The 22,169-nt window shown below is 45.8% G+C and carries 11 protein-coding genes; 8 read left to right on the forward strand and 3 right to left on the reverse strand.

Annotated features, from left to right (window positions below):
- Positions 1-5 precede the first annotated feature (5 nt).
- On the forward strand, positions 6-3,161 hold the full coding sequence (locus SEDOR53_RS0107490) for a glycosyl hydrolase (protein WP_026769163.1): 3,156 nt from the start codon (positions 6-8) through the stop codon (positions 3,159-3,161).
- A gap of 60 nt (positions 3,162-3,221) precedes the next feature.
- Here SEDOR53_RS0107490 and SEDOR53_RS0107495 read toward each other — a convergent pair whose 3' ends face one another.
- Both SEDOR53_RS0107495 and SEDOR53_RS0107500 read right to left on the reverse strand, forming a co-directional pair.
- Positions 3,222-5,069 carry a glycoside hydrolase family 13 protein gene (locus tag SEDOR53_RS0107495; protein ID WP_026769164.1) on the reverse strand — a complete coding sequence of 616 codons (1,848 nt, stop codon included), beginning with the start codon at positions 5,067-5,069 and terminating at the stop codon, positions 3,222-3,224.
- 163 nt (positions 5,070-5,232) lie between these two features.
- Complete coding sequence (locus SEDOR53_RS0107500; protein ID WP_026769165.1) at positions 5,233-5,940, reverse strand: DUF4197 domain-containing protein; 708 nt, start codon at positions 5,938-5,940, stop codon at positions 5,233-5,235.
- Positions 5,941-6,028: 88 nt separating this feature from the next.
- Here SEDOR53_RS0107500 and SEDOR53_RS0107505 point away from each other — a divergent pair, with 88 nt between their 5' ends.
- The gene (locus SEDOR53_RS0107505; protein WP_026769166.1) at positions 6,029-6,925 is read left to right on the forward strand and encodes a serine hydrolase; all 897 of its coding nucleotides are present in this window, start codon (positions 6,029-6,031) and stop codon (positions 6,923-6,925) included.
- A 5-nt stretch (positions 6,926-6,930) separates the two neighbouring features.
- Here the strand turns inward: SEDOR53_RS0107505 and SEDOR53_RS0107510 are convergent, their stop codons facing one another.
- The gene (locus SEDOR53_RS0107510) at positions 6,931-7,785 is read right to left on the reverse strand and encodes an AraC family transcriptional regulator (RefSeq protein WP_026769167.1); all 855 of its coding nucleotides are present in this window, start codon (positions 7,783-7,785) and stop codon (positions 6,931-6,933) included.
- Between the two features lie 151 nt (positions 7,786-7,936).
- On the opposite strand from SEDOR53_RS0107510, the gene SEDOR53_RS0107515 reads away from it, so the two are divergent.
- From SEDOR53_RS0107515 to SEDOR53_RS0107540, 6 genes are all read left to right on the forward strand, one after another.
- On the forward strand, positions 7,937-9,289 hold the full coding sequence (locus tag SEDOR53_RS0107515) for a DUF1080 domain-containing protein (RefSeq protein WP_026769168.1): 1,353 nt from the start codon (positions 7,937-7,939) through the stop codon (positions 9,287-9,289).
- A gap of 10 nt (positions 9,290-9,299) precedes the next feature.
- Complete coding sequence (locus SEDOR53_RS0107520) at positions 9,300-10,655, forward strand: Gfo/Idh/MocA family protein (protein WP_026769169.1); 1,356 nt, start codon at positions 9,300-9,302, stop codon at positions 10,653-10,655.
- A gap of 158 nt (positions 10,656-10,813) precedes the next feature.
- A complete protein-coding gene (locus SEDOR53_RS0107525; protein WP_051416545.1) occupies positions 10,814-13,867 on the forward strand; it encodes a SusC/RagA family TonB-linked outer membrane protein in 3,054 nt (1,017 codons plus the stop codon).
- Positions 13,868-13,890: 23 nt separating this feature from the next.
- A complete protein-coding gene (locus SEDOR53_RS0107530; protein ID WP_026769171.1) occupies positions 13,891-15,456 on the forward strand; it encodes a RagB/SusD family nutrient uptake outer membrane protein in 1,566 nt (521 codons plus the stop codon).
- A 67-nt stretch (positions 15,457-15,523) separates the two neighbouring features.
- On the forward strand, positions 15,524-18,850 hold the full coding sequence (locus SEDOR53_RS0107535) for a VCBS repeat-containing protein (protein WP_026769172.1): 3,327 nt from the start codon (positions 15,524-15,526) through the stop codon (positions 18,848-18,850).
- Positions 18,847-22,164, forward strand: a complete 3,318-nt coding sequence (locus SEDOR53_RS0107540; protein ID WP_232214734.1) for a VCBS repeat-containing protein — start codon at positions 18,847-18,849, stop codon at positions 22,162-22,164. Before SEDOR53_RS0107535 ends, SEDOR53_RS0107540 begins: the two co-directional genes overlap by 4 nt.
- Positions 22,165-22,169: the final 5 nt, after the last annotated feature.

The following is a 22,169-nucleotide window of genomic DNA, read 5'->3' on the forward strand; positions in this document are numbered from 1 at the left end:
ACACCATGAGAAAAGCCTTCTACCTGCTGGTTGCGATCGGCCTTTTAACCATACCGGCCCTTGCACAGGAGAAAAAAAAGACAAAACCTGTCACTGCAACACCCGTCGCGAATAATGACGCGACTTATTTTTCGAATGTCAAGTATCGTTTGATAGGTCCCTTCCGCGGCGGAAGGTGCGCTGCTGTTACCGGCAGTTATAAAAACAAGACCACTTTCTATTTTGGCGCTACGGGGGGCGGTGTATGGAAAACAACCGATGGCGGCAGTAACTGGAAAAATATTTCAGATAAATATTTCGGCGGATCAATCGGTGCAGTAGCCGTAGCGCCCAGCGATGAAACCATCCTGTATGCAGGCGAGGGTGAAAATACCCTGCGTGGCAATGTGTCGGAAGGATTGGGCGGTATCTGGCGCAGTGATGATGGTGGCCGGAGCTGGCATAACCTGGGATTGAAAGAAGGGCGGCACATCATCCGCATCGTAATACATCCCAAAGATCCGAATACGGTATGGGTAGCGGTAATGGGACATTTATTCGGACCCAACAAAGAAAGAGGCGTATACAAAACCACCGATGGAGGTAAAACATGGAAACAGGTGTTGTATGCCAATGACCAGACCGGTTGTTCAGACCTGGTAATGGAAGCAGGCAACCCTTCTGTATTGTATGCCGGTATGTGGCATGTGATACGCAGGCCCTATAGCATGGAGAGCGGCGGTGAAGGCAGTGGTTTGTGGAAGAGTACTGATGGTGGCGAAACCTGGATCAACCTTACCAACAAGAAAGGGATGCCCAAAGGCACCTGGGGTATTGTAGGTGTAGCATCTGCACCCAGCAATCCGGATAAAATATTTGCTATCATAGAGAATGCCAACGGCGGTTTGTATGTGAGCAACGACGGCGGAGAGAGCTGGACATTACAGAGCAGCGATAACAATATTCGCCAGCGCGCCTGGTATTATTCCAAAATATTTGTAGACCCCAAGAACGATAACCTGGTATACTGCCTGAATGTGGAATTCATGCGCAGCAGGGACGGAGGCAAAACCTTTCAACCCGTTTCCACGCCGCATGGCGACCACCACGATCTCTGGATCGATCCGGAAGATGGCAACCGGATGATCATTGGGGATGATGGGGGCGCGCAGATCAGTTTCGATGCGGCGGCCAACTGGAGTACCATGAACAACCAGCCTACGGCGCAATTCTATCGCATCACAACTGATAATGCATATCCTTATCGTTTGTTGGGTGCACAGCAGGATAATTCCACCGTGCGCATCCGCAGCCGCTCGGCAGGTGCAGGTATCACCGAGCGTGACTGGGATCCTACAGCAGGCGCCGAGAGTGGTTATGTAGTGGCTGATCCATTGAATCCCGATATCGTGTATGGTGGTAATTACGGTGGTTATCTTTCCCGGCTCGATCATAAGACAGGTGAAAACAGGGCCATCAACATGTGGCCTGATAATCCTATGGGCGCCGGCGCTGATGTACAGAAATACCGTTTCCAATGGAACTTCCCTGTTTTCTTTTCACCGCATAACCCCAAACGACTCTATGCTTGTGGTAACCGGTTATTCGTAACAGAGAATGAAGGACGCAGTTGGGAAACCATCAGTCCCGATCTTACCACGAACGACAAAAGCAAACAAGCTTCCAGCGGAGGCGCTATCACCAAAGACAATACTTCGGTAGAATACTATTGTACCATTTTCACCGCAACGGAATCTCCGTTGGAAAAAGATCTGTTGTGGACCGGCAGTGACGACGGACTGGTATTTGTAAGTAAAGACGCCGGCAAACATTGGGAAAATGTAACACCACCGCAGGCAGGAAAATGGATGATGTGGAACTGTATAGAAACCGATCCTTTCCAAAAAGGCACTGCCTATTTTGTAGGAACCAAATACAAACTCGATGATTATGCGCCATATATATTCGTAACTACTGATTACGGTAAAACATGGAAGCAGATCACCAATGGCATCAACAACATGCATTTTACCCGTTGCCTGCGTGCAGATCAAAAACGGCCCGGGCTGTTGTACGCCGGTACAGAATACGGTATGTACATCAGTTACGATGGCGGTACGCAATGGAAATCATTTCAGCTCAACCTACCCGTGGTGCCGGTTACCGATCTTACCATTAAAGACAACGATTTGTTGGTAGCTACACAGGGACGTGCTTTCTGGGCCATCGACGATTTAAGTGTGATACAGCAAAAAGATGAATCTACTGCCGGCAAATCATGGCATGTGTTTACAGTGAGCGATGCTTACCGGATGGAAGGCGGAGGAAGAAGGGCCCGTTCAGGAATAGGAACGGAAACTCCGCCCAATACAGGTGCCAATCCTCCCAATGGAACGGTCATCAATTATTACCTGAAGCAGGCGAATGATTCAACGAAATTCTCCATTACTGTTTTTGATAAAAAGAATATGCCTATCAGAACCTTCAGCAAGAACGCCAAAGAAGAAGCTGATAAGATAGATTTCAACAGCGGCATGAACCAGTTTGTATGGGATATGAATTACCCGCCTGCTGAAAAGATCGATAATATGATTTTGTGGAACGGCAATGTGGGAACCGTAAAAGCGGCTCCGGGTAAGTACATGGCTAGGTTCCGCTATGGAAAAGATTCGATGGATGTGCCGTTTGTGATCAAAGGCAACCCCGCTTATGGCATGACGGAAGCGGATTACGATAACACGGTTTCGTTTTTATTGGATGTTAAACAAAGTTTCAGCGATATCCAGAAAGCCATTAAACGTATCCGGGAGGTAAGAACGCAGATCAATGATTTTACAGCGAAGCTGGATACGTCGACAACAAAAGACGTTCGCAAAGAAGCCGACAGCATCAATGCAAAATTGACGACCATCGAGGAAACATTATATCAGACAAAGGCCAAGAGCGGGCAGGATGTATTAAACTATCCCATCCGTTTAAATGATAAGATATCTGGCATCTTCGGGGTAGTATCCAGTGGCAATACGCCGCCCAGCAAGCAGGCAAAAGAAGCATTTGCAGAATTGAATGAACAGGCAACGCAGCAATTGCAAAAACTTGCCGGTATTTTCAGCAATGATCTCGCATCATTCAATAACCTGATCCATGATAAGAAACTACCAGTGATTGGGTTTAAACAATAGCAAACAAAACATTATAGCAATGGCACTACTTCAATTTTGATATTGGTGCCATTGCTATTTTTATTTTATCTCCAGGATCATCGCGGTTTTCGCGGGGATTTTCAGTGAATTCGTTACCTCCAAATCCTGGTCTGAAACAATGTCTCTCGCCTTAAAATTGGCTGGCATCATTTCGCTGTACCGGTTCATATCGAGGATCACTTCCTGGCTGTTTTTATTTAACAGTACCATTACCTTTTGCCTGGTATTGTAGCGGAAGTAAACATAGACATCATTCTTTTGCGGCGCATAATGTTTGAACTTCCCATCGCTGATGGCAGTATTCGTTTTTCGCCAGTTCAATAGTTTCGAAAAAAATCTTTTGGCTTCTTTTTCTTCCTGGGTAAGACCCAGTTCCGTTCTTGCGTTTTTTGAATCATTTTCCCAACCATCATAAAAGTCTCCCCTTCTTTGCCCATCGCTTCCGGCTTTTTCATTGGTCATCAGCACCTCGGTGCCGTATAAGAATTCCGGGATACCACGCATGGTGATGTACATCGCGATCCCCAGTTTCCAGTTATCCAGGTTTTTATGGAGCCGTGAATAAAACCTGTCCAGGTCATGATTGTCGGGAAATATCAATTGGTTTTCCGGATGCGGGATCAGGTAATCCTGTGCCACGCTTTGATAGGTATCACGCCAGGTGGAGAACCACTCGTCGGGCTTGTTGAGACTGGAAATAATATTGTCATTCAACGAGAAATCCATTAAGGTTGGCAAATAGGATCGGTAACCATCTGTGTTTATCTTATCCTTTTGCCAATACGAGGTGAGATAGATATTTCTCGACATTTCTTCGCCGGTGATATTAAAGTTGGGATATTCATCAAGCACTGCCTTTGTCCAGGTTGCCAGGAAATCTCTATCCGCGTAAGAATAGGTATCCTCCCTGATACCGGAGATTCCGGCATACTCGATCCACCAAATTGTATTTTGGATTAAATAGCTTGCCAGCAGGGGATTCCGCTGGTTCAGATCGGGCATGTGATGATCAAACCAGCCATCTGTATATTCTTTCTTATCGATTTCAGTTGCGTAAGGATCCGTTATCGTGGTTTTTAGTCCATTAGTCCTTGTTCTCGTTTCGATATAATTAAACCAATCCTTTGAGGGCAGGTCTTTGAAAAAATAATATTCGTTACCACAGTGATTTAGAACCACATCCCAAATCATTCCTATTCCTCTTTTCTTCGCTTCTTTGACCAATAGTTTAAACTGTTCGTTTGTACCAAAGCGCGGATCGATCTTGTAAAAGTCGGTTGCCGCATATCCGTGATAGGAGTAATCGGGCTCATTGTTTTCTATCAGGGGTGTATTCCAGATTTGGGTAAAGCCCAATGATTTTATGTAGTCGAGGTGATTCATGATCCCCTGGATATCTCCGCCATGTCTTTTGTCTTCATTGCTTCTATCCACGGTTTTTTCATTCATAGTGGGAATGATATCATTCCTGGTATCTCCATTTGAAAACCGGTCGGGAACAATCAGGAGTATCGCGTCTTTCGGGCTAAAACTGGGCCGGCTGGCACTTCCTGCTTCCCGTTCCAAAAGAGGAAAGTTTTCGGACAGTACAATTTTATTGTTTTGGCTGAAATGGATATTGATGTTTCCCGGCTTCGCTTCAGGATTAATCTTCAGGGTGACAAACAAATAATTTTTGTTCTCAACCGTATCTGTTTTAACCAATTCAACACCCGGGTAATTCAACGATGGCACAAGACGGGCGAGATTTTCTCCATAGATCAGCAGGGTGATGGTATTGTATTTCATCCCCACCCACCAGTTTTGAGGCTCAACCCGGTCTATCCGTTGAGAAAAAACTGTGAGCTGAAAAAGCGATATACTTATTAAAGCGAATACTTTTTTCATTTTCAGAAGGAATGCTGTTTGATAAGATAATGTGCAACACTAAGATATATGCACTGAAACGTAATAACAATGTGCTCAAATTAATTATAAAAGAAATTACCCGTTATTGGTTTTAAACCATAACGGGTAATCTGAAAATCAGTATAGAGAGACTGGGGTATGGTTACCTGATGTTGACATTACTCCAATCCCGGCCGAATACCTGTTGCAGGAGTGGAGTAGTTCTGGCTTGGGCATTGGTACGGACTGCTACTTCCTGTTCTTCGATTTTCTTGAACATCTGGTTTACCACCAGTAAGGCCATGATATTGTCGAGACCCAGGTTCAGTTCTACTTTGTTGCCCAGCAGCAGTTTGGCGGGACTCACCAGTTTATTCCATTCCTGCGAAATATTGTATTGATCGAGCATGTTACGCATTATCGGGGTAACTGCCCTGTGCAGGGTATCGCCTACGCTTCTTCTAAGGTAATCGGTAGCGGAAGTACCTCCGTTCTTTACCAGTGTAACGGCATCGCGGATGGTCAGTTGCCTGATGCCACTGAGGAAGATGGGGGTAGATTTGGCAACCGTTTCAACAGTAGCATTTTCCAATGTAGTAGTGAAACGGTTCAACTGCGGGGTAAAACCCAGTTGGTCGAGGGTTCTTACTACTTTCTGCAGATCCTGCGGCAGGATAGCACTCAGGATTAAGTCTTTGCCAAAGGCGCCTTTTTGTCCGAGTACAGAAGACCCGTTGTTGACCCCCAGGATCAACGCTTCCCTGATGGCGCTGGACGCATCGGATTCAGATAAAAAAACATTTTTTAAAGTACTGCAACCGGAAAGGAAAAAGGTTGCCATCAATAGTACGGATGTGGCGAGTTGCTTCATAACTGGATTTTAACGTTGTGCATACCAATTGTGTGCCAATTGATATGATAATGGGATGAAAATACTATTTCTCTTTGTAAATTGAAGTATGAAAAGGATTAGATTCTTGTTATTATTGATGACCATGATTGAAACAGTTACTGCTCAGTCCCGGCTTTCTCCCGAACAACTCATGCAGCAGGTAAAAGATACGCTCGCCCTGCAAAAAGGATTTTTTGCTGTTGCTTTCAGGGATCTGTCTACCGGCGAGACCCTGCTGTGGAATGAACACGCATCGTTCCATGCGGCGAGTACCATGAAAACACCCGTGATGATAGAATTGTTCAAACAGGCTGAAGCGGGCAGGTTCTCCCTGAACGATTCGATACCGGTAAAGAATGAATTCAAAAGTATAGTGGATGGCAGCCCCTATAAGCTAGACAGTACCGACGACAGCCAACAGGCTTTGTATCATCAAACAGGAACCAAAATGCTCCTGAAAGAACTGTTGCGGCAAATGATCATCCGGAGCAGTAACCTGGCCACCAATATTTTAATGGAAATGGTAAGCGGCACAGAAGTAACGAAGACTATGCGTTCTATGGGAGCCAAAGACATACAGGTGTTAAGGGGTGTGGAAGACCAGAAAGCTTTTGATAAGGGGCTGAATAATACGACCACCGCCTATGACCTGATGCTGATCTATGAACAACTGTCATTGGGCAAAGCCGTAAGCGTTGCTGCGTCTAAAAGCATGATCGATGTATTGCTTGACCAGCAAGACAACAGCGTGATACCAGCCGGACTGCCGCCGGGTGTAAAAGTGGCGCATAAGACTGGTTCTATTACAGGGGTACACCATGATTCGGGGATTGTATACATGCCCGATGGGAGGCAATATGTGTTGGTACTATTATCGAAACAGCTGGCAGACGATGCCGCTGCCACGAAGGCTATGTCACGGGTATCGGGCCTGTTTTATCATTATATGCAACAGGCAAAGTGAATGGGCTAGGCCCTGTGGGAAAGCCTGCGGTATTGCCCCGGACTTTTTCCTTTGATGTCGCGAAAACGGCGGGTGAAATAGGAAATATTATTAAAGCCGCACTCGTTGCAGGCATCGGCAATGCTGCTGCCTTCCAATAACAGTTTGCTGGCTTGGTTGATACGGTATTCATTGACGAAATCAGTGAAAGTGAGCCGCATATTTTTTTTGAAATAATTACAGAAAGACGGAACCGTAAGCGAAACCAGATCGGCTACTTCACGGATATTGACCGGCTTTCGATAGTGCTCTGTAACATAATCGTATATTTTTTTTAACCTCACTTCATCTTTCTGATTGAAGTCGTACGATTGCCCGGCTGCATTCAACAACTGGTATTCCTGGGTTGATGCCAGGGTTTGCAAGACCTGCAGCAATTCCATTAACCGGTTAAATGGATCGAGTTGCCGGAGCCGGCGTAGTCTTTTCCCAATGGATTGCTGAACAGGCTGGCTGAAATGAATGCCCTGCATGGAACGGAAGAACAGGGCTTGAATGGCTATAAATTCAGGCGTTTGCAGGAGACGCTCGCCCAGAAAATCTTCGGTAAACTGTATCACTACTTCTTCGTGGCTTCCCACGGCTCCGTATCCAAAACCGGAATGAGGCAGGTTCTTACCCATGAATACCAGGTCGCCGTTTTCATAATAACTTAAGTGGTTACCCACATGCCTGCGACCGTGCCCTCCCACCACATAAACCAGTTCATATTCGGGATGATAGTGGTAACTCCAGCTATAATCTTCTGCCTGTAAGACCTGATGCAACAGGCGGAAGGAACTCCCTTCGTCGGCACGGATGGTTTCAAATTCTGTTCTCATAGCAGTTGATGGTATGCAGCCGGTCGGCTACATTAAAATTAATGAATTGTGCGGAATGATATGCATATAGAGGTAAATGAATAGTGAATCGGGAAGAATGCTTTTTCACACGATTACTCCTAACTTGAGCGGGCAAATTTTTGATGCTATTATGAAAAAAAGACTTCTGCTTGCTTGCGCTATAGTCCTTAGCGCTTCGGCTTTTGCACAATCCCCCCAATGGCAAAGCCTGTTTAATGGAAAAGACCTGAAAGGCTGGCGCCCCCTCAACGGGCATGCCAAGTTTGAGGCGGTGAATGGAGAAATTGTAGGAACCACCGTATCGGGCGAACCCAATTCCTTCCTGGCTACTGAAAAAGATTATGGCGATTTTATCCTGGAATTCGAGTTCAAGCTCGATAGTGTTATGAATTCCGGCGTGCAGTTCCGCAGTGAAAGCAAACCGGAATATAACAATGGCAGGGTACATGGTTACCAGTTCGAGATTGATCCCTCACCCCGTGCCTGGACAGCTGGTATTTATGATGAGGCCCGTCGCGATTGGCTCTATCCGCTGGATTACAACCCGGCAGCCAAAGCTGCATTCAAGTTGGGCAAGTGGAACAAATGCCGCATTGAATGCATTGGCAATTCCATGCGCACTTTCATCAATGGCATGGCGGCTGCCAGCCTGGTAGATGATATGACGCCCAAAGGGTTCATCGCTTTACAGGTACACGCTATCGGTAAGCAGGAAAAAGCAGGTAAACAGATCCGCTGGCGCAATATCCGCATACAGACAAAGAACCTGAAACCTACTCCTTATGATAATACTTTCGTAGTGAACCTGCTGCCCAATACTTTGTCAGAGCAGGAGAAAAAGAACCATGTAGTATTGTTGTTCGATGGAAAGACGACCAACGGATGGAGAGGCGCCTATAAAGACAAGTTCCCCGAAAAAGGATGGGAAGTAAAAGACGGTACATTGAATGTGCTGGGTTCCAATGGCAAAGAATCAACCAACGGCGGTGATATTATTACCACTAAAGAGTACAGCGCGTTTGTGTTGCAGTTCGAATTCAAAATCACCGAAGGCGCCAACAGTGGCGTGAAATATTTTGTAACGGAAAAAGAAAACAATACAGGCTCTGCTATCGGCCTCGAATACCAGATACTGGATGATGCCAAACACCCCGATGCCAAAATGGGTACCGATGGCAACAGAACACTCGCGTCTTTATATGATCTCATCCCTTCCATAAAAGAACCCAGGGCCAGGAGAAAGATCGGCGAATGGAACCGCGGTATGGTAATTGTTTACCCTGATGGAAGGGTAGAGCATTACCTGAACGGCTGGAAAATGCTCGACTACAAGCGTGGCACACAATATTTCTATGCACTCGTAGCCCGCAGTAAATATGCACATTGGCCCAACTTCGGCATGGCGCCGGAGGGACATATCCTGTTGCAGGATCATGGCAATGACGTTTCTTTCAGAAGTATCAAAATTCAGGAACTAAAATAAAAACACTTATATGTCAAACCGCAGAACATTCATCAAACAAACAGCCAAGGCTACAGCAGGTGTTTATGCCGCCAGCCTGGGCTTCAGTGCAAAAAGTTATGCCAATATCATTGGCGCCAACGACCGTGTGCGAGTGGGCGTAGTAGGTTTCTCTGACCGTTTCCGCCAATCGCACCTGCCTTGTTTTCAAAACCATTACAAAGAACTGAATTTCGACATGGTGGCAGTATCCGATCTCTGGAAGAAAAGAAGAGAGGAAGGTATGGCGGTGTTGAAAGAACGCATGGGGCATGATATTGTGGGATGCCGTAACAACGAAGAATTGTACGGAATGAAGAATATCGACGCTGTATTCATCAGCACACCCGATTTCGCGCATGCAAGACATGCGATCGAAGCGGTAAAAGCAGGATGTGATGCGTATGTGGAGAAGCCATTTGCCGAAACAATGGAAGACAACCGTGCGGCATTGAAAGCAGTAAAAGAATCGGGCAAGATCGTACAGATCGGTTCGCAACGCAGGAGTGGTAAGAATTACCAGGCCGCGGCCGATTTTATCCAGGCTGGAAAATTCGGTCCCATTACCATGGTAGAGCTCACCTGGAACGTGAACCAGCCGGGACGCTGGCGCAGGCCCGACCTGGTGGCGCAACTGAAACAGGAAGACACCGACTGGAACCGCTTCCTTCTGAACAGGCCTCATGAAGCATGGGATCCCCGCAAATACCTGGAGTACCGTTTGTTCTGGCCGTTCTCATCGGGTTTACCCGGACAGTGGATGTCGCACCAGATCGATACCGTGCATTGGTTCTCCGGACTGAAACATCCACGCAGCGTAGCTGCGAACGGAGGCATATACCAGTGGAAGGACGGACGCCGCAACTGGGATACCATCACTGCTGTATTCGATTATGGTCCCGAGAACGATCCCACTACAGGCTTCCAGGTGGTATTCGCTTCAAGAATGCACAACGGTGATGAGAATCCGTCTGAAATGTATTATTCCAATGGCGGTGAGCTCAACCTGATCACCAATAAAGTATCACCCAAGGGCGGACTGAAAGCCGGTCCCGCCAGCGCCATGCATATGCAACCCAACCTGCTGCCCGAGCTAAGCCTGGTGGAGAAGGTAGAGAAGGTGGAAACTTCTGCCAACACCGGTGGTGATAAGCTCACTTCAGCACACGTAAGGAACTGGATGGAATGTGTCCGCAGCAGACAGCAGCCTCATGCGTCGGTGGAAGCAGGTTATGCTCATTCTATTGCCAATATCATGACCACTGCAGCCGTGCATACGGGTATGAAAGTTACGTTCGATGAAAAAACACAGGAGGTAATGGCAGGCGGTAAAGTATTTAAATACTGATTTTATCACAATATTTCTGTCACTTTATTATTCATAAGGCAGTATAAAAAAGCACAATATTAATATTGTGCTTTTTTTCTTTGAAAATTCTTTGTTAAAAGTTAATTTTCAAAGAATTATGTGTAATTTGTACACGCTTAATAACAAAAACTGCCATTATGAATTTTACGAAGCTTGCCAAACCCATGCTTATGGGGTTACTAGCCTGCCTATGCTCCCTCCTGGTGCAGGCGCAAACCAAAACAATTACTGGTAAGGTCACAGATCGAAAAGACGGAAGTCCTTTGTCTGGCGTATCAGTTACAGTCAAGGGGGCTAAAACAGGTACTCAAACCGATGCAACAGGTGCTTTCAGAATTAATGTACCTGCATCCGCCAAAACACTTGTTATCTCTTCAGTAGGTTATGCAAATGAACAGGTCAGCATTGAAAATAAGACCTCGATCCAGGTGAGCCTGGGTTCTGTGAGCGAACAACTGAGTGATGTGGTGGTAATCGGTTATGGTACCCGGAAAGTAAAAGATGCAACCGGTTCGGTTGCAGCCCTGACAGCAAAAGATTTTAACAAAGGAGCGATTGCTACTCCGGATGAACTATTGCAGGGCCGCACACCCGGTGTGATTGTAACACCTGCCAGTGGTGAACCGGGAGCAGCTGCAACTATTAATATCCGGGGATCTGCTTCTATCAGAGGCAACCAGGAACCCTTGTATGTAGTGGATGGGGTGCCTATCAGCCCGGGAGGTACTACAGGTAATAACACTTCGCTGGGTAGTTCTTCACCCAGGAACCCGCTTGCATTTATCAACCCCAGTGATATCGAAAGCATCAGCGTATTAAAAGATGCCTCTTCGGCAGCCATCTATGGTTCACGCGGTGCGAATGGTGTAATCATCATTACCACCAAAAGCGGTAAAGGTACAGGCGGCTTTCAGGCCAGTGTATCTACCGGTGTTGCTACGCCTGCTTCCAGGTACAATTTGCTGAATGCACAGGATTTTTTATTGGCAGTTAAAAAAGCGAATATCGATGCTGGTACCAGCCCTGCCGATGCAGCAACCGCCGTGCAACTGGTGGATAAAGGATACAGCACCAACTGGCAGGACCAGATTTACCGTACAGGCATTAACCAGAATTATAACCTTAGCTGGGGTTTTTCACATAAATCAACCGCTTTACGACTGAGTGGCTCTTACGACGATATTCAGGGCATCATCAAAAGTAGTGGTATGAAGAGATCAACTGTCAGAGCCAACTTAACGCAGAAATTCCTGAACGACAGGTTGAGGTTCGACATTAATGCAACTTACTCCAGGGTTAAAAACCAATACCCACCTTTGAGCAATAACGCCGGATACCAGGGAAGCCTGCTGGGAGCGGCCATCACATTCAACCCCACTTATCCAATCTACAATCCCGATGGAACGTTCTTCGATCCCAAGGATGGTAACAGGAACCCAGCGGAAATGCTCAGTTATTTTAATGATAATGATAAAAACAATCGTTTCCTGACTAATGTGAGCGGTTCTTATGAGCTCATCAAAGGATTGGTTTATAAAGCAACTTTCGGATACGACAAATCAACCAGTGAAAGGTTTTCTTTTGCTGACCCTCGTTTAAGCAGTAATGCTTTTGGTGGTACTAACAATGTTTTTGGTAAAGATCTCGGAAACCAGATTGAAGGTAACGGACGGGGAACCAAACAGAACCTGGATCTGAAATCGGTACTGGTTGAACATACCCTTACTTATGATAAATCATTCAGCAACCAAGTGCTCAATGCCGTAGTAGGTTATTCTTACCAGAGCACTGAAGCGACTTATGCAGGACAGGTTGGCTGGGGACTGGCCACACCAGTGGTGAAAGCTACAGACGTGTTTGCATTGAATTATAGTCAATTCAAAAACTTTTACAATTTTGTTCCCGATTATACAAAATATGAACTGCAATCATACTTCGGTCGTATCAACTATACCATCGCCGATAAGTACCTGTTGACAGCTACCATGCGCGCTGATGGTTCTTCAAAGTTTGGTACCAATAATAAATATGGCTATTTTCCCGCTTTTGCGGCCAAATGGAAACTCCTGAAAGAAGGTTTTGCAGCCAATAGCCTCGGCAAGATATTCAGTGAGTTCAGCATCCGTGCCAACTACGGTAAGCTGGGTAGCCAGGATGGCATCGGCGCCTATGACGCGGTGAACCTGCAGCAGACTTACGTTGGTAACTCAGGCCAGCCTGAAACGCAATTCCTGCACCAGGGTAACCCCGATTTGAAATGGGAGCAATCTACCACTACCGGTGTTGGATTGGATTTTGCTACCCTGGACAACAGGCTCACCGGTACTATTGATTACTATTATACTAAAAGGAAAGACCTGCTCTTTTATACACCCACACCGGGCGGCTTCTCTGCCCAGGCTTTCTGGTGGGTGAATCTTCCCGGATATGTTACCAATGAAGGTGTGGAACTGGGCTTGAATTACAGTGCTATACAGGGCCGTAAATTCACATGGAATATCGGTTATAATATGTCACTTATTAAGAACAGGGTTCAGGACTTCAATGTAACAGTAAATACAGGTGCGGTGAACGGGCAGGGATTGTCCGGCGCTTATGCACAAACATTTGCCAATGGGTATCCGTTATTTACCTGGAAGATGCCTACTTTCCAAGGATTTGACGGTAACGGAAATGCCAGGTATGCAGCAGGCGGAAAAGATCAATTACAAGGAAGCGCATTACCTACCTTCCTGGCAGGTTTGACTAACAGCTTTACCTGGGGCAGGTGGAATGCCAGCATTTTCTTTAATGCAGTGCGTGGCTTCTACGAGTACAACAATACAGCAAATGCACTGTTCCTGAAAGGAAGTATCAAAACAGCACACAATGTGGATTATACTGTAGCGAATAGCCCCGAGAACCCGATCAACCCGGGTAGTGTATCTACAAGATTTTTGGAGAAAGGAGATTTCGTAAGATTGTCCAACGCCAGCATCGGTTATTCATTCAACATGAAGAAGAGTAAGGTGATTAAAACGCTGACGGTTACAGCATCAGGACAAAACCTGGCATTGATTACCAAATACTCAGGCCTGGATCCTGAAGTCAACATTGACCACCAGATCAGCGGTGTTCCATCCCGTGGATTTGATTACACCGGTTATCCTAAACCAAGAACCATTACATTGGGTATCAATGTTGGATTTTAATTAACCGAAAAACTACAATTATCATGAAAAATATATTCAAATATTATTTAGCTCCGGGTGTAACGCTGATGGCGCTGGTAGGTATCACGTCCTGTACCAAGCTGGATACCAAGATAAAAGACCCGAATTCCATAGCGCCGACCACTGCCGGAGGCGCTCCTGCACCTTCTTCTTTGTCGAAAGTGTATGAGCAATTGAATCAATTATTAGGGCAGGGCAACTCTTATGCCATGCAGGAACATACCACCGATGAGATCCTGGGACCCACACGCGGTACAGACTGGGATGACTTCGGAACCTGGCGCAAATTGCACTTGCATACCTGGGATGGTTCACACAACCAGATCAACGATACCTGGAATGGCTTGAATGGTGCATTGTTCCAGACCACCCTTTTAGCGGAAACTGCAACCGGACAAACACAGGCCGAAGCCAAGTTTTTGCGCGCTTATTTCACTTATGTGGTGTGCGACTTATTCGGACAGGTACAACACAGGCCTGCAACGGCTGCGGCTGCGGTTATTCCTGATGTGTATACCCGTTCACAGGCCATCGATTTCATCATCAGTGAACTGGAATCCGTTATTCCAAACCTGCCGTCTTTTAACCATACCAACCGGAATATGGCTACGAAAGAAGCAGCCCAGTTCCTGCTGGCCAAAGCTTATCTGAACAAAGCAGTGTATAAGCAGGATCCTACCAAACCTGCAGGCCCGTATACATTCAACGCGGCTGATATGAATAAAGTGATCAGCCTGTGTAATGCCATTGCTGCTAATCCTAGCCTGTCTATCTCTGCCAACTACTGGGATAACTTCAGATGGGATAATGGCACAAAATCAACGGAGGATATTTTTGTTCGCCAGAACAGTGGCGGTATCAACGTTGTTTGGGCTACCTGCATGGGCTTCCACTATGCGCAGGCCCCCAGTGGCTGGAACGGATTTACCACACTGGCTGATTTTTACAACAGCTTCAGCGATGGCGACATGCGTAAAGGAATGGCGTTGCCTGGTTATACCGATCAGGTGGGAAGTAATGTAGGGTTCCTGGTAGGCCAGATACAGGGTCCCCAGGGTGGTAAGATCGGAAACCCGATCGTGAACCTGAAAGACAGGAGCGGAAACCCGCTGGTGTTCACCTCCGATGTGAGCCTGTTCTTCTCTTCTGAAACAAAAGGTATCCGTACCGTGAAATATCCCCTGGATCCTTCTACCATCAACAATGGCGGATGGAGCAGCCAGAACGAATATGTGTTCTTCCGTTTGGCCGACGCACGCCTGATGAAAGCAGAAGCTATTTTAAGAGGCGGTACCGATGCAGAAACTCCTTTAGCTATTGTAAACAGTATCCGTACCAGCAGGAATGCACCGCTGCTGGCCAATGTTGATCTTACAGCACTGCTGGCAGAAAGAGGAAGGGAGCTGTATCTCGAAACCTGGAGAAGGAACGACATGATCAGGTATGGCGTATTCAATAACCCGGTTGGAGAAAGACCTGCTGCTTCTGATCCTTCAAGGGTAGTATTCCCCATTCCCAACATAGCACTTTCATCTAACCCGAACCTCAAACAGAATTTTGGATATTGATCGTAAATCCCCGTGGATCATAAAATTGAAAGGCCATTGTATTAATGGCCTTTCTTTATATTTACGTATGAAGCGCCACCACCTGACAGTTGTTTTAATTTTCCTTGTTCTACCATACCTCTCTTGTCGCCAAAAGCAAAAAGACGGATTGTTCAGCCTGGTTGAAAACAGCGCTGTTCATTTTGAAAACAAACTAACCGAGAGCAGCAATTTCAATGTATTCAATTACAGGAACTTTTATAATGGCGGCGGCGTTGCCATTGGTGACCTCAACAACGACGGACTGCCGGATATTTTCTTTACCGCTAACCAGGGAAGTAATAAACTCTATCTGAACAAAGGAAACTTTCAGTTTGAAGATGTTTCTGAGAAAGCCGGTTTTACAACAAAAAAACAATGGAGTACCGGCGTGGTGCTGGTAGATATCAACAACGACGGATGGCTGGATATTTATGTCTGCAATGCCGGTAACATGCTTGATCCCGAATTGAGAAAGAACCAGCTGTTCATCAATAACCATGATCTTACTTTCACAGAAAAAGCAAAGGAGTACGGACTGGATAACGACGGTTATACTACGCAGGCTTCTTTCTTTGATTATGATGGTGATGGCGACCTGGACTGCTTCATCATTAATAATAGTCCTATCCCGGTAAATACCCTGAATTACGCCAACCAAAGAGGATTACCCGCACAACAATGGAACGTGCCCGATATGTTAAAAGGCGGCGGCGATCACCTTTACAGGAACGACAACGGTCACTTCACAGAAGTAACTCAGCAGGCAGGCATACACGGAAGCCTGATCAGTTTCGGATTGGGCGTAACGGTAGGCGATGTGAACGGAGACGGGTGGCCTGATATCTATGTTTCGAACGATTTTTTTGAACGGGATTACCTGTACATCAACCAACAAAACGGAACATTCAAGGACGAACTGGAAGAAAGGGTACAACATACCAGCCTGGCCTCGATGGGTGCAGACATGGCAGATATCAACAACGACGGTTATCCCGATATATTTACTACCGATATGTTGCCGGCAGATCATTACCGGTTAAAGACCACTACTTCATTCGATAATATCGATGTATACCGTATCAAGGAAAAATCTGGATTCTATCACCAGTTCATGCAAAACGCACTTCAACTGAACAACAAGAATGGCAAGTTCATGGAAGTGGCTAATTATTGCGGTGTTCCCGCCTCGGACTGGAGCTGGGGCGCGCTGATGTTCGATGCCGATAACGACGGATATACCGACTTGTATATTTCCAATGGCATATACCATGATCTTACCAACCAGGATTTCATTGATTTTTTTGCCAATGATATTGTTAGGAAGATGGTGATGTCGGGCAAGAAGGATGAAGTAGAGGCCATCATTAATAAAATGTCGTCTGTTCCATTGAAGAACAAAGCGTTTAGAAACTCCGGCAAATTGAAATTCGATGATGTGGGAGATGAATGGGGTTTTACGCAGCCGTCTTTTTCGAATGGAGCAGCGTATGGCGACCTGGACAATGACGGCGACCTGGACCTCGTGATCAATAATGTGAACCAGCCCGCATTTATTTACCGGAACATGAGTGCAGAGAAAAATAAGAACAATTATATTGCTTTCTCTCTGAAAGGGTTACCTGGTAACACTTTCGCTATTGGTTCCAAGATCAAATTGTTTATAGGAAGTCAAATATTGAGCCGTGAAATTATTCCCAGCCGCGGCTTCCAATCATCGGTAGATTATAAGGCCGTTATAGGACTGGGAAAAACTTCCGTTATTGACTCAGTTGAAATTATCTGGCCTAACAGAACCATCAGTACTTACCACCAACTTGCCATCAATACAACGCATGCCATCAAACAACCTTCGGATAATGCCCATCTCTATCATCCCGAAAAAACAATAACCAACCCGGCACTTGTAGCAGTGCCAGCAACATTTGATAAACACGAAGACGACGATTTCATTGAATTATATACGGAAAGAAATATCCCGCTCATGCTTTCCAAAGAGGGGCCTAAGGCAACAGTTGGCGACGTGAATGGCGATGGCTTGCAGGATGTGTATATATGTGGATCGAATAACAAAGGGGGACAACTATACCTGCAAACACCCGATGGGAAATTTGTGAAGAAACCGGTAAAGGCTTTTAAAGATGATGCCGGTATAGAAGGCACTGCCTGCCTGCTGTTCGACTGCGATGGCGATGGCGATCTGGACCTGTTTGTAGGTGCAGGTGGCGACAAACAACTGCCCAACAGCGATCTCATGCTCAACCATCTGTACAGGAACGACGGGAAGGGCAATTTTACCGTGGTGCCTGGCGCTTTTCAGCATACCAACGCCAATACGGGTGTGGTAGTGGCTTTTGATTTTGACGGCGATGGCGACCTGGACCTGTTTGTGGGAGGCCGGAATATACCTTACCGTTACGGTATGAGTCCGGCTAGCGAGCTATTGATAAATGACGGCAAAGGAAATTTCAGCGATGCCACCAAAGAGATAGCGCCACAAATAGCCAACATAGGAATGGTAACGGATGCTGTATGGGCTGATATCGACGGTGATGGAAAGGGAGAACTGATCATAGTCGGCGATTGGATGGCACCGAAGATTTTCTCGTACACGAACCATCGCTTCCAGGAGAAAACAACCAATTTGTCGGGATTGTCCGGCTGGTGGCGCTCCATTGCTGTTGCCGATTTAAATGGCGATGGTAAAAAAGACCTGATCATTGGGAATATGGGAGAGAATGGCTACCTGCATCCGACCCCTGCAGAACCTGTGAAACTATGGATGAACGATTACGATATGAATGGGAGTTTTGAAAAGATACTTACCCGGACTGTTGATCAAAAAGACGTGACTGTTTTCCTGAAGCATGATGTGGAGGAACAATTACCATCCCTGAAAAAACAAAATTTAAAACACGAGTCTTTTGCTACCAAATCCATACAGGACCTGTTTCCTGCAAACCTCATCCAATCGTCGGTGGTTAACGTATTGAATTACCAGCCTTCCATTATTGCCTGGAACGATGGCAATATGCATTTCACGGTAGAAAAGCTGCCTGCACCGGTACAGTTCTCTTCGGCAAATGCCATTCTTTGTACGGATATTGATAATGATGGCAAAACAGACATCGTAATAGGTGGCAATGAATTCGGATTTCCGCCACAGTTCGGAAGACTGGATGCCAGCTATGGTGTGGTACTGATGAATGAGGGGCAAAAGAAATTCAAAGTGCTCGACTATGCCCGTTCTGGCCTTGAACTGACCGGACAGGTCAGGGATATCAAGGAGATCAGAACAAAAAACAACAGGAACCTGTTGTTCCTGCGAAACAGTGAATACCCTGTTCTTTATGAAATAAAATCATCCCGCAAGTGAGTAAACCAGTCATGTGCAGCATCATTCGATGGACGGGAATCTTTTTATTATTGGTTGCCTGCCATTCTGCGAAAAAAGGAGCGCCTTTGTTTACTGTGCTTGACCAGCAGACAACGGGATTAACGTTCAGGAACCAAATGCATCCCACGCCGGAATTTAACCTGTTCAAGTACATGTATTATTACAATGGGGCGGGAATAGGAGCCGGCGACTTTAATAACGACGGAAAGGTAGACCTGTTCTTTGCAGCCAACCAGGGCAATAATGCCTTGTACCTGAATGAAGGCGGCATGCATTTTAAAGAAGTAAGTAAAGCCGCCCATATACCACAGGATGGAGCATGGAATACGGGTGTATCGGTAGTAGACATCAACAATGATGGCCTGTTGGATATTTATATATGCCGCGTGGGGCATTTCGGTATGCTGGCCGGAAAGAACCAGCTATTGGTTTGCAAAGGCATCAGGAATGGAGTTCCTTATTACCAGGACGAAGCAGCGCAGTATGGGCTGGATTTTTCGGGATTCAGCACACAGGCCGTTTTCTTCGATTACGACGGCGATGGAGACCTGGATATGTTCTTGCTGAACCATGCGGTCAATCATGAAGCAAGGTATGCACCCCGGGCCAATTTCCTGGGAACCTACGATACACTTTCCGGAGACCGCATGTACAGGAATGATGGCGGTCATTTTACAGATGTAACCGTACAATCCAAAATCAATAGTTCGGCCATTAGTTACGGACTGGGAGTGGTGGTAGCAGATATCAATAATGATGGCTGGCCGGATATATATGTAGGGAATGATTTTCACGAGAACGATTACCTGTATATCAACCAGCACGATGGCACATTTGCTGAAATGAACAACCAGCAATTGATGCATACCAGCCAGTTTTCTATGGGAGTGGATGTAGCCGATGCGGATAATGATGGTTTTCCCGAGATCATTTCAATGGATATGCTGCCTTCTGATCCGGCTATCTTAAAAAGATCGTTGGGAGAAGATGGCTATGATATTTTTCAAAACAAGATCAGTTTCGGGTATAATTATCAATATGCCCGGAACAATCTTCAATACAACAGGAGGAACAATCATTTCAGCGAAACGGGATTTTACTCAGGTGTGTATGCAACCGATTGGAGCTGGGCGCCACTTTGGATGGATTTCAATAACGATGGACTGAAAGACCTGTTTGTTTCCAATGGCATTCCCAAAAGGATGAATGATATTGATTACATCAATTTTGTTTCCGGTGAAGAGATACAACAAAAACTCAGGTCGAATAACCTGAGCAAGACAGATATGTCGCTGGTAGATAAATTTCCGGAAGTGAAGATCCCGAATAAATTTTACCTCAATAAGGGGAACCTGCGGTTTGAAGACATGCAGGGATCTATTGCGCATGACATGCCCACATTTTCAAACGGAGCCATTTATGCAGACCTGGACAACGACGGAGACCTGGACATAGTGGTGAACAATATTGACGATGCAGTACTCGTGTACGAGAATACATGCAATGACCACCAATCAAGACCGTATGCAACGATAAAATTACAGGGACCTGCCAATAACATCAATGCAATCGGATCCAGGCTGGTATTATTTGCCAATCATGGTATACGCACTTATGAGAAGTTCCCCGTAAGGGGTTTCCAGTCTAGCATGGAAGAGCCGTTGCACGTTGGGCTGGCAGACACCAGGGTTGATTCCGCCTTTTTGATATGGCCGGACCATAGTTTTCAAAAAATCAATATAGACCGCCCGCTTCAATCGTTCACGTATCAGAAAGGGTTACCCAAGTTTGATTATACCCGGATAACGGGTTATTGGAAAGAGGCAACAAGACCGGCAACAGATATCACTGCTCAAACCGGGTTGAATTACCTGCACCGGGAAAATCCTTTCAATGAATTCAACAGGGAGTCATTGATGCCTCATATGGTATCTACCGAAGGACCCGCACTGGCAGTTGCCGATATCAACCACGATGGATTGGAAGATGTATTCATAGGCGCCTCCAAAACATTTCACAGCGCGATTTTTCTGCAAACAAAGAATGGGAAATTCACGAGGGTCAAACAACCTACCATGGAACTGGATAGCATGTACGAAGATGTTGATGCCAGTTTTGTAGATGTAAACAATGATGGAAATATTGACCTGGTGGTAGCCAGTGGTGGCAATGAATATTACGGGCAGGATATACACATGAAACCAAGGGTGTACCTGAACGATGGTAAAGGCAATTTTACAAGATCGGAGAATGCTTTCGGAGATATTTATACAACCCAATCCTGTATTGTTCCCTGCGACTTCAATGGAGACGGGTATACAGACCTTTTCATTGGCGGAAGAGCAGTGCCCTGGCAATACGGACAAATACCCCGCTCTTATTTATTACTGAACGATGGTAAAGGGCATTTCAACGATGTAACGGAACAGTATGCCAAAGGGCTTTCTAATGTTGGCATGGTTACCAATGCCGTGTGGGCAGATATGGATGGAGATGGCAATAAGGATCTTATCGTTTGCGGAGAATGGATGGGTATTTATGCTTTCATCAACCATAAAACTTCTTTTGCCATCAAACAACTGACAGATAAAAAGGGATGGTGGAATTTTATTTTGCCTGTAGACATTGACCAGGATGGTAAGCTGGACCTGGTGGCCGGAAACCTTGGATTGAATGCCAAACTCCAGGCCAGCAAAGAACAGCCTGTTCGCATGTATTATAATGACTTCGATAATAACGGAACCAAAGAACAGGTGCTGACTTACTATATAGGAAAAGAAGAGATCCCGTTGGCTAATAAAGATGAATTGCAAAAACAATTACCCATTATCAAAAAGAAATTCCTGTATGCAGCCGATTTTGCCAACGCATCTTTAAAAGATATTTTCTCGAATGAAAAATTACAGGCTGCGCAAGTGTTTACGGCCGATGATTTTTCCAACACGGTTTTCTTAAACAAGGGCAACCTGAATTTTACAGCGCAGGCATTGCCCTGGCAGGCGCAGCTGAGTCCTTACCGCGATGCCGTAGTGGTAGATGCTAACGGAGACCATCTACCGGACATTTTGTTAACTGGTAACTATTATGAGAACAGTATTCAATTAGGCAGGTATGATGCAGATTATGGAACTATTGCCATCAACAAAGGCGGGGGCAGGTTCGAATGCCAGCCAATGAATGGGGTTATCTTAAAAGGGCAAACAAGGCATATCAGATCAATCAACATCAATGGTAAGCCTGCTCTTATAGCGGCGAGGAACAACGATAGCGCAATGGTTATACAATTTAAATGACCCGG

The sequence above is a fragment of the Asinibacterium sp. OR53 genome (assembly GCF_000515315.1).
Taxonomy (GTDB): domain Bacteria; phylum Bacteroidota; class Bacteroidia; order Chitinophagales; family Chitinophagaceae; genus Sediminibacterium.

What these genes read in the sequence shown, in the direction of transcription:
- SEDOR53_RS0107490 (WP_026769163.1), top strand. Translation starts at nt 6, where the DNA reads ATGAGAAAAGCCTTCTACCTGCTGGTTGCGATCGGCCTTTTAACCATA.
- SEDOR53_RS0107495 (WP_026769164.1), bottom strand. Translation starts at nt 5,069, where the DNA reads ATGAAAAAAGTATTCGCTTTAATAAGTATATCGCTTTTTCAGCTCACA.
- SEDOR53_RS0107500 (WP_026769165.1), bottom strand. Translation starts at nt 5,940, where the DNA reads ATGAAGCAACTCGCCACATCCGTACTATTGATGGCAACCTTTTTCCTT.
- SEDOR53_RS0107505 (WP_026769166.1), top strand. Translation starts at nt 6,029, where the DNA reads ATGAAAAGGATTAGATTCTTGTTATTATTGATGACCATGATTGAAACA.
- SEDOR53_RS0107510 (WP_026769167.1), bottom strand. Translation starts at nt 7,785, where the DNA reads ATGAGAACAGAATTTGAAACCATCCGTGCCGACGAAGGGAGTTCCTTC.
- SEDOR53_RS0107515 (WP_026769168.1), top strand. Translation starts at nt 7,937, where the DNA reads ATGAAAAAAAGACTTCTGCTTGCTTGCGCTATAGTCCTTAGCGCTTCG.
- SEDOR53_RS0107520 (WP_026769169.1), top strand. Translation starts at nt 9,300, where the DNA reads ATGTCAAACCGCAGAACATTCATCAAACAAACAGCCAAGGCTACAGCA.
- SEDOR53_RS0107525 (WP_051416545.1), top strand. Translation starts at nt 10,814, where the DNA reads ATGAATTTTACGAAGCTTGCCAAACCCATGCTTATGGGGTTACTAGCC.
- SEDOR53_RS0107530 (WP_026769171.1), top strand. Translation starts at nt 13,891, where the DNA reads ATGAAAAATATATTCAAATATTATTTAGCTCCGGGTGTAACGCTGATG.
- SEDOR53_RS0107535 (WP_026769172.1), top strand. Translation starts at nt 15,524, where the DNA reads ATGAAGCGCCACCACCTGACAGTTGTTTTAATTTTCCTTGTTCTACCA.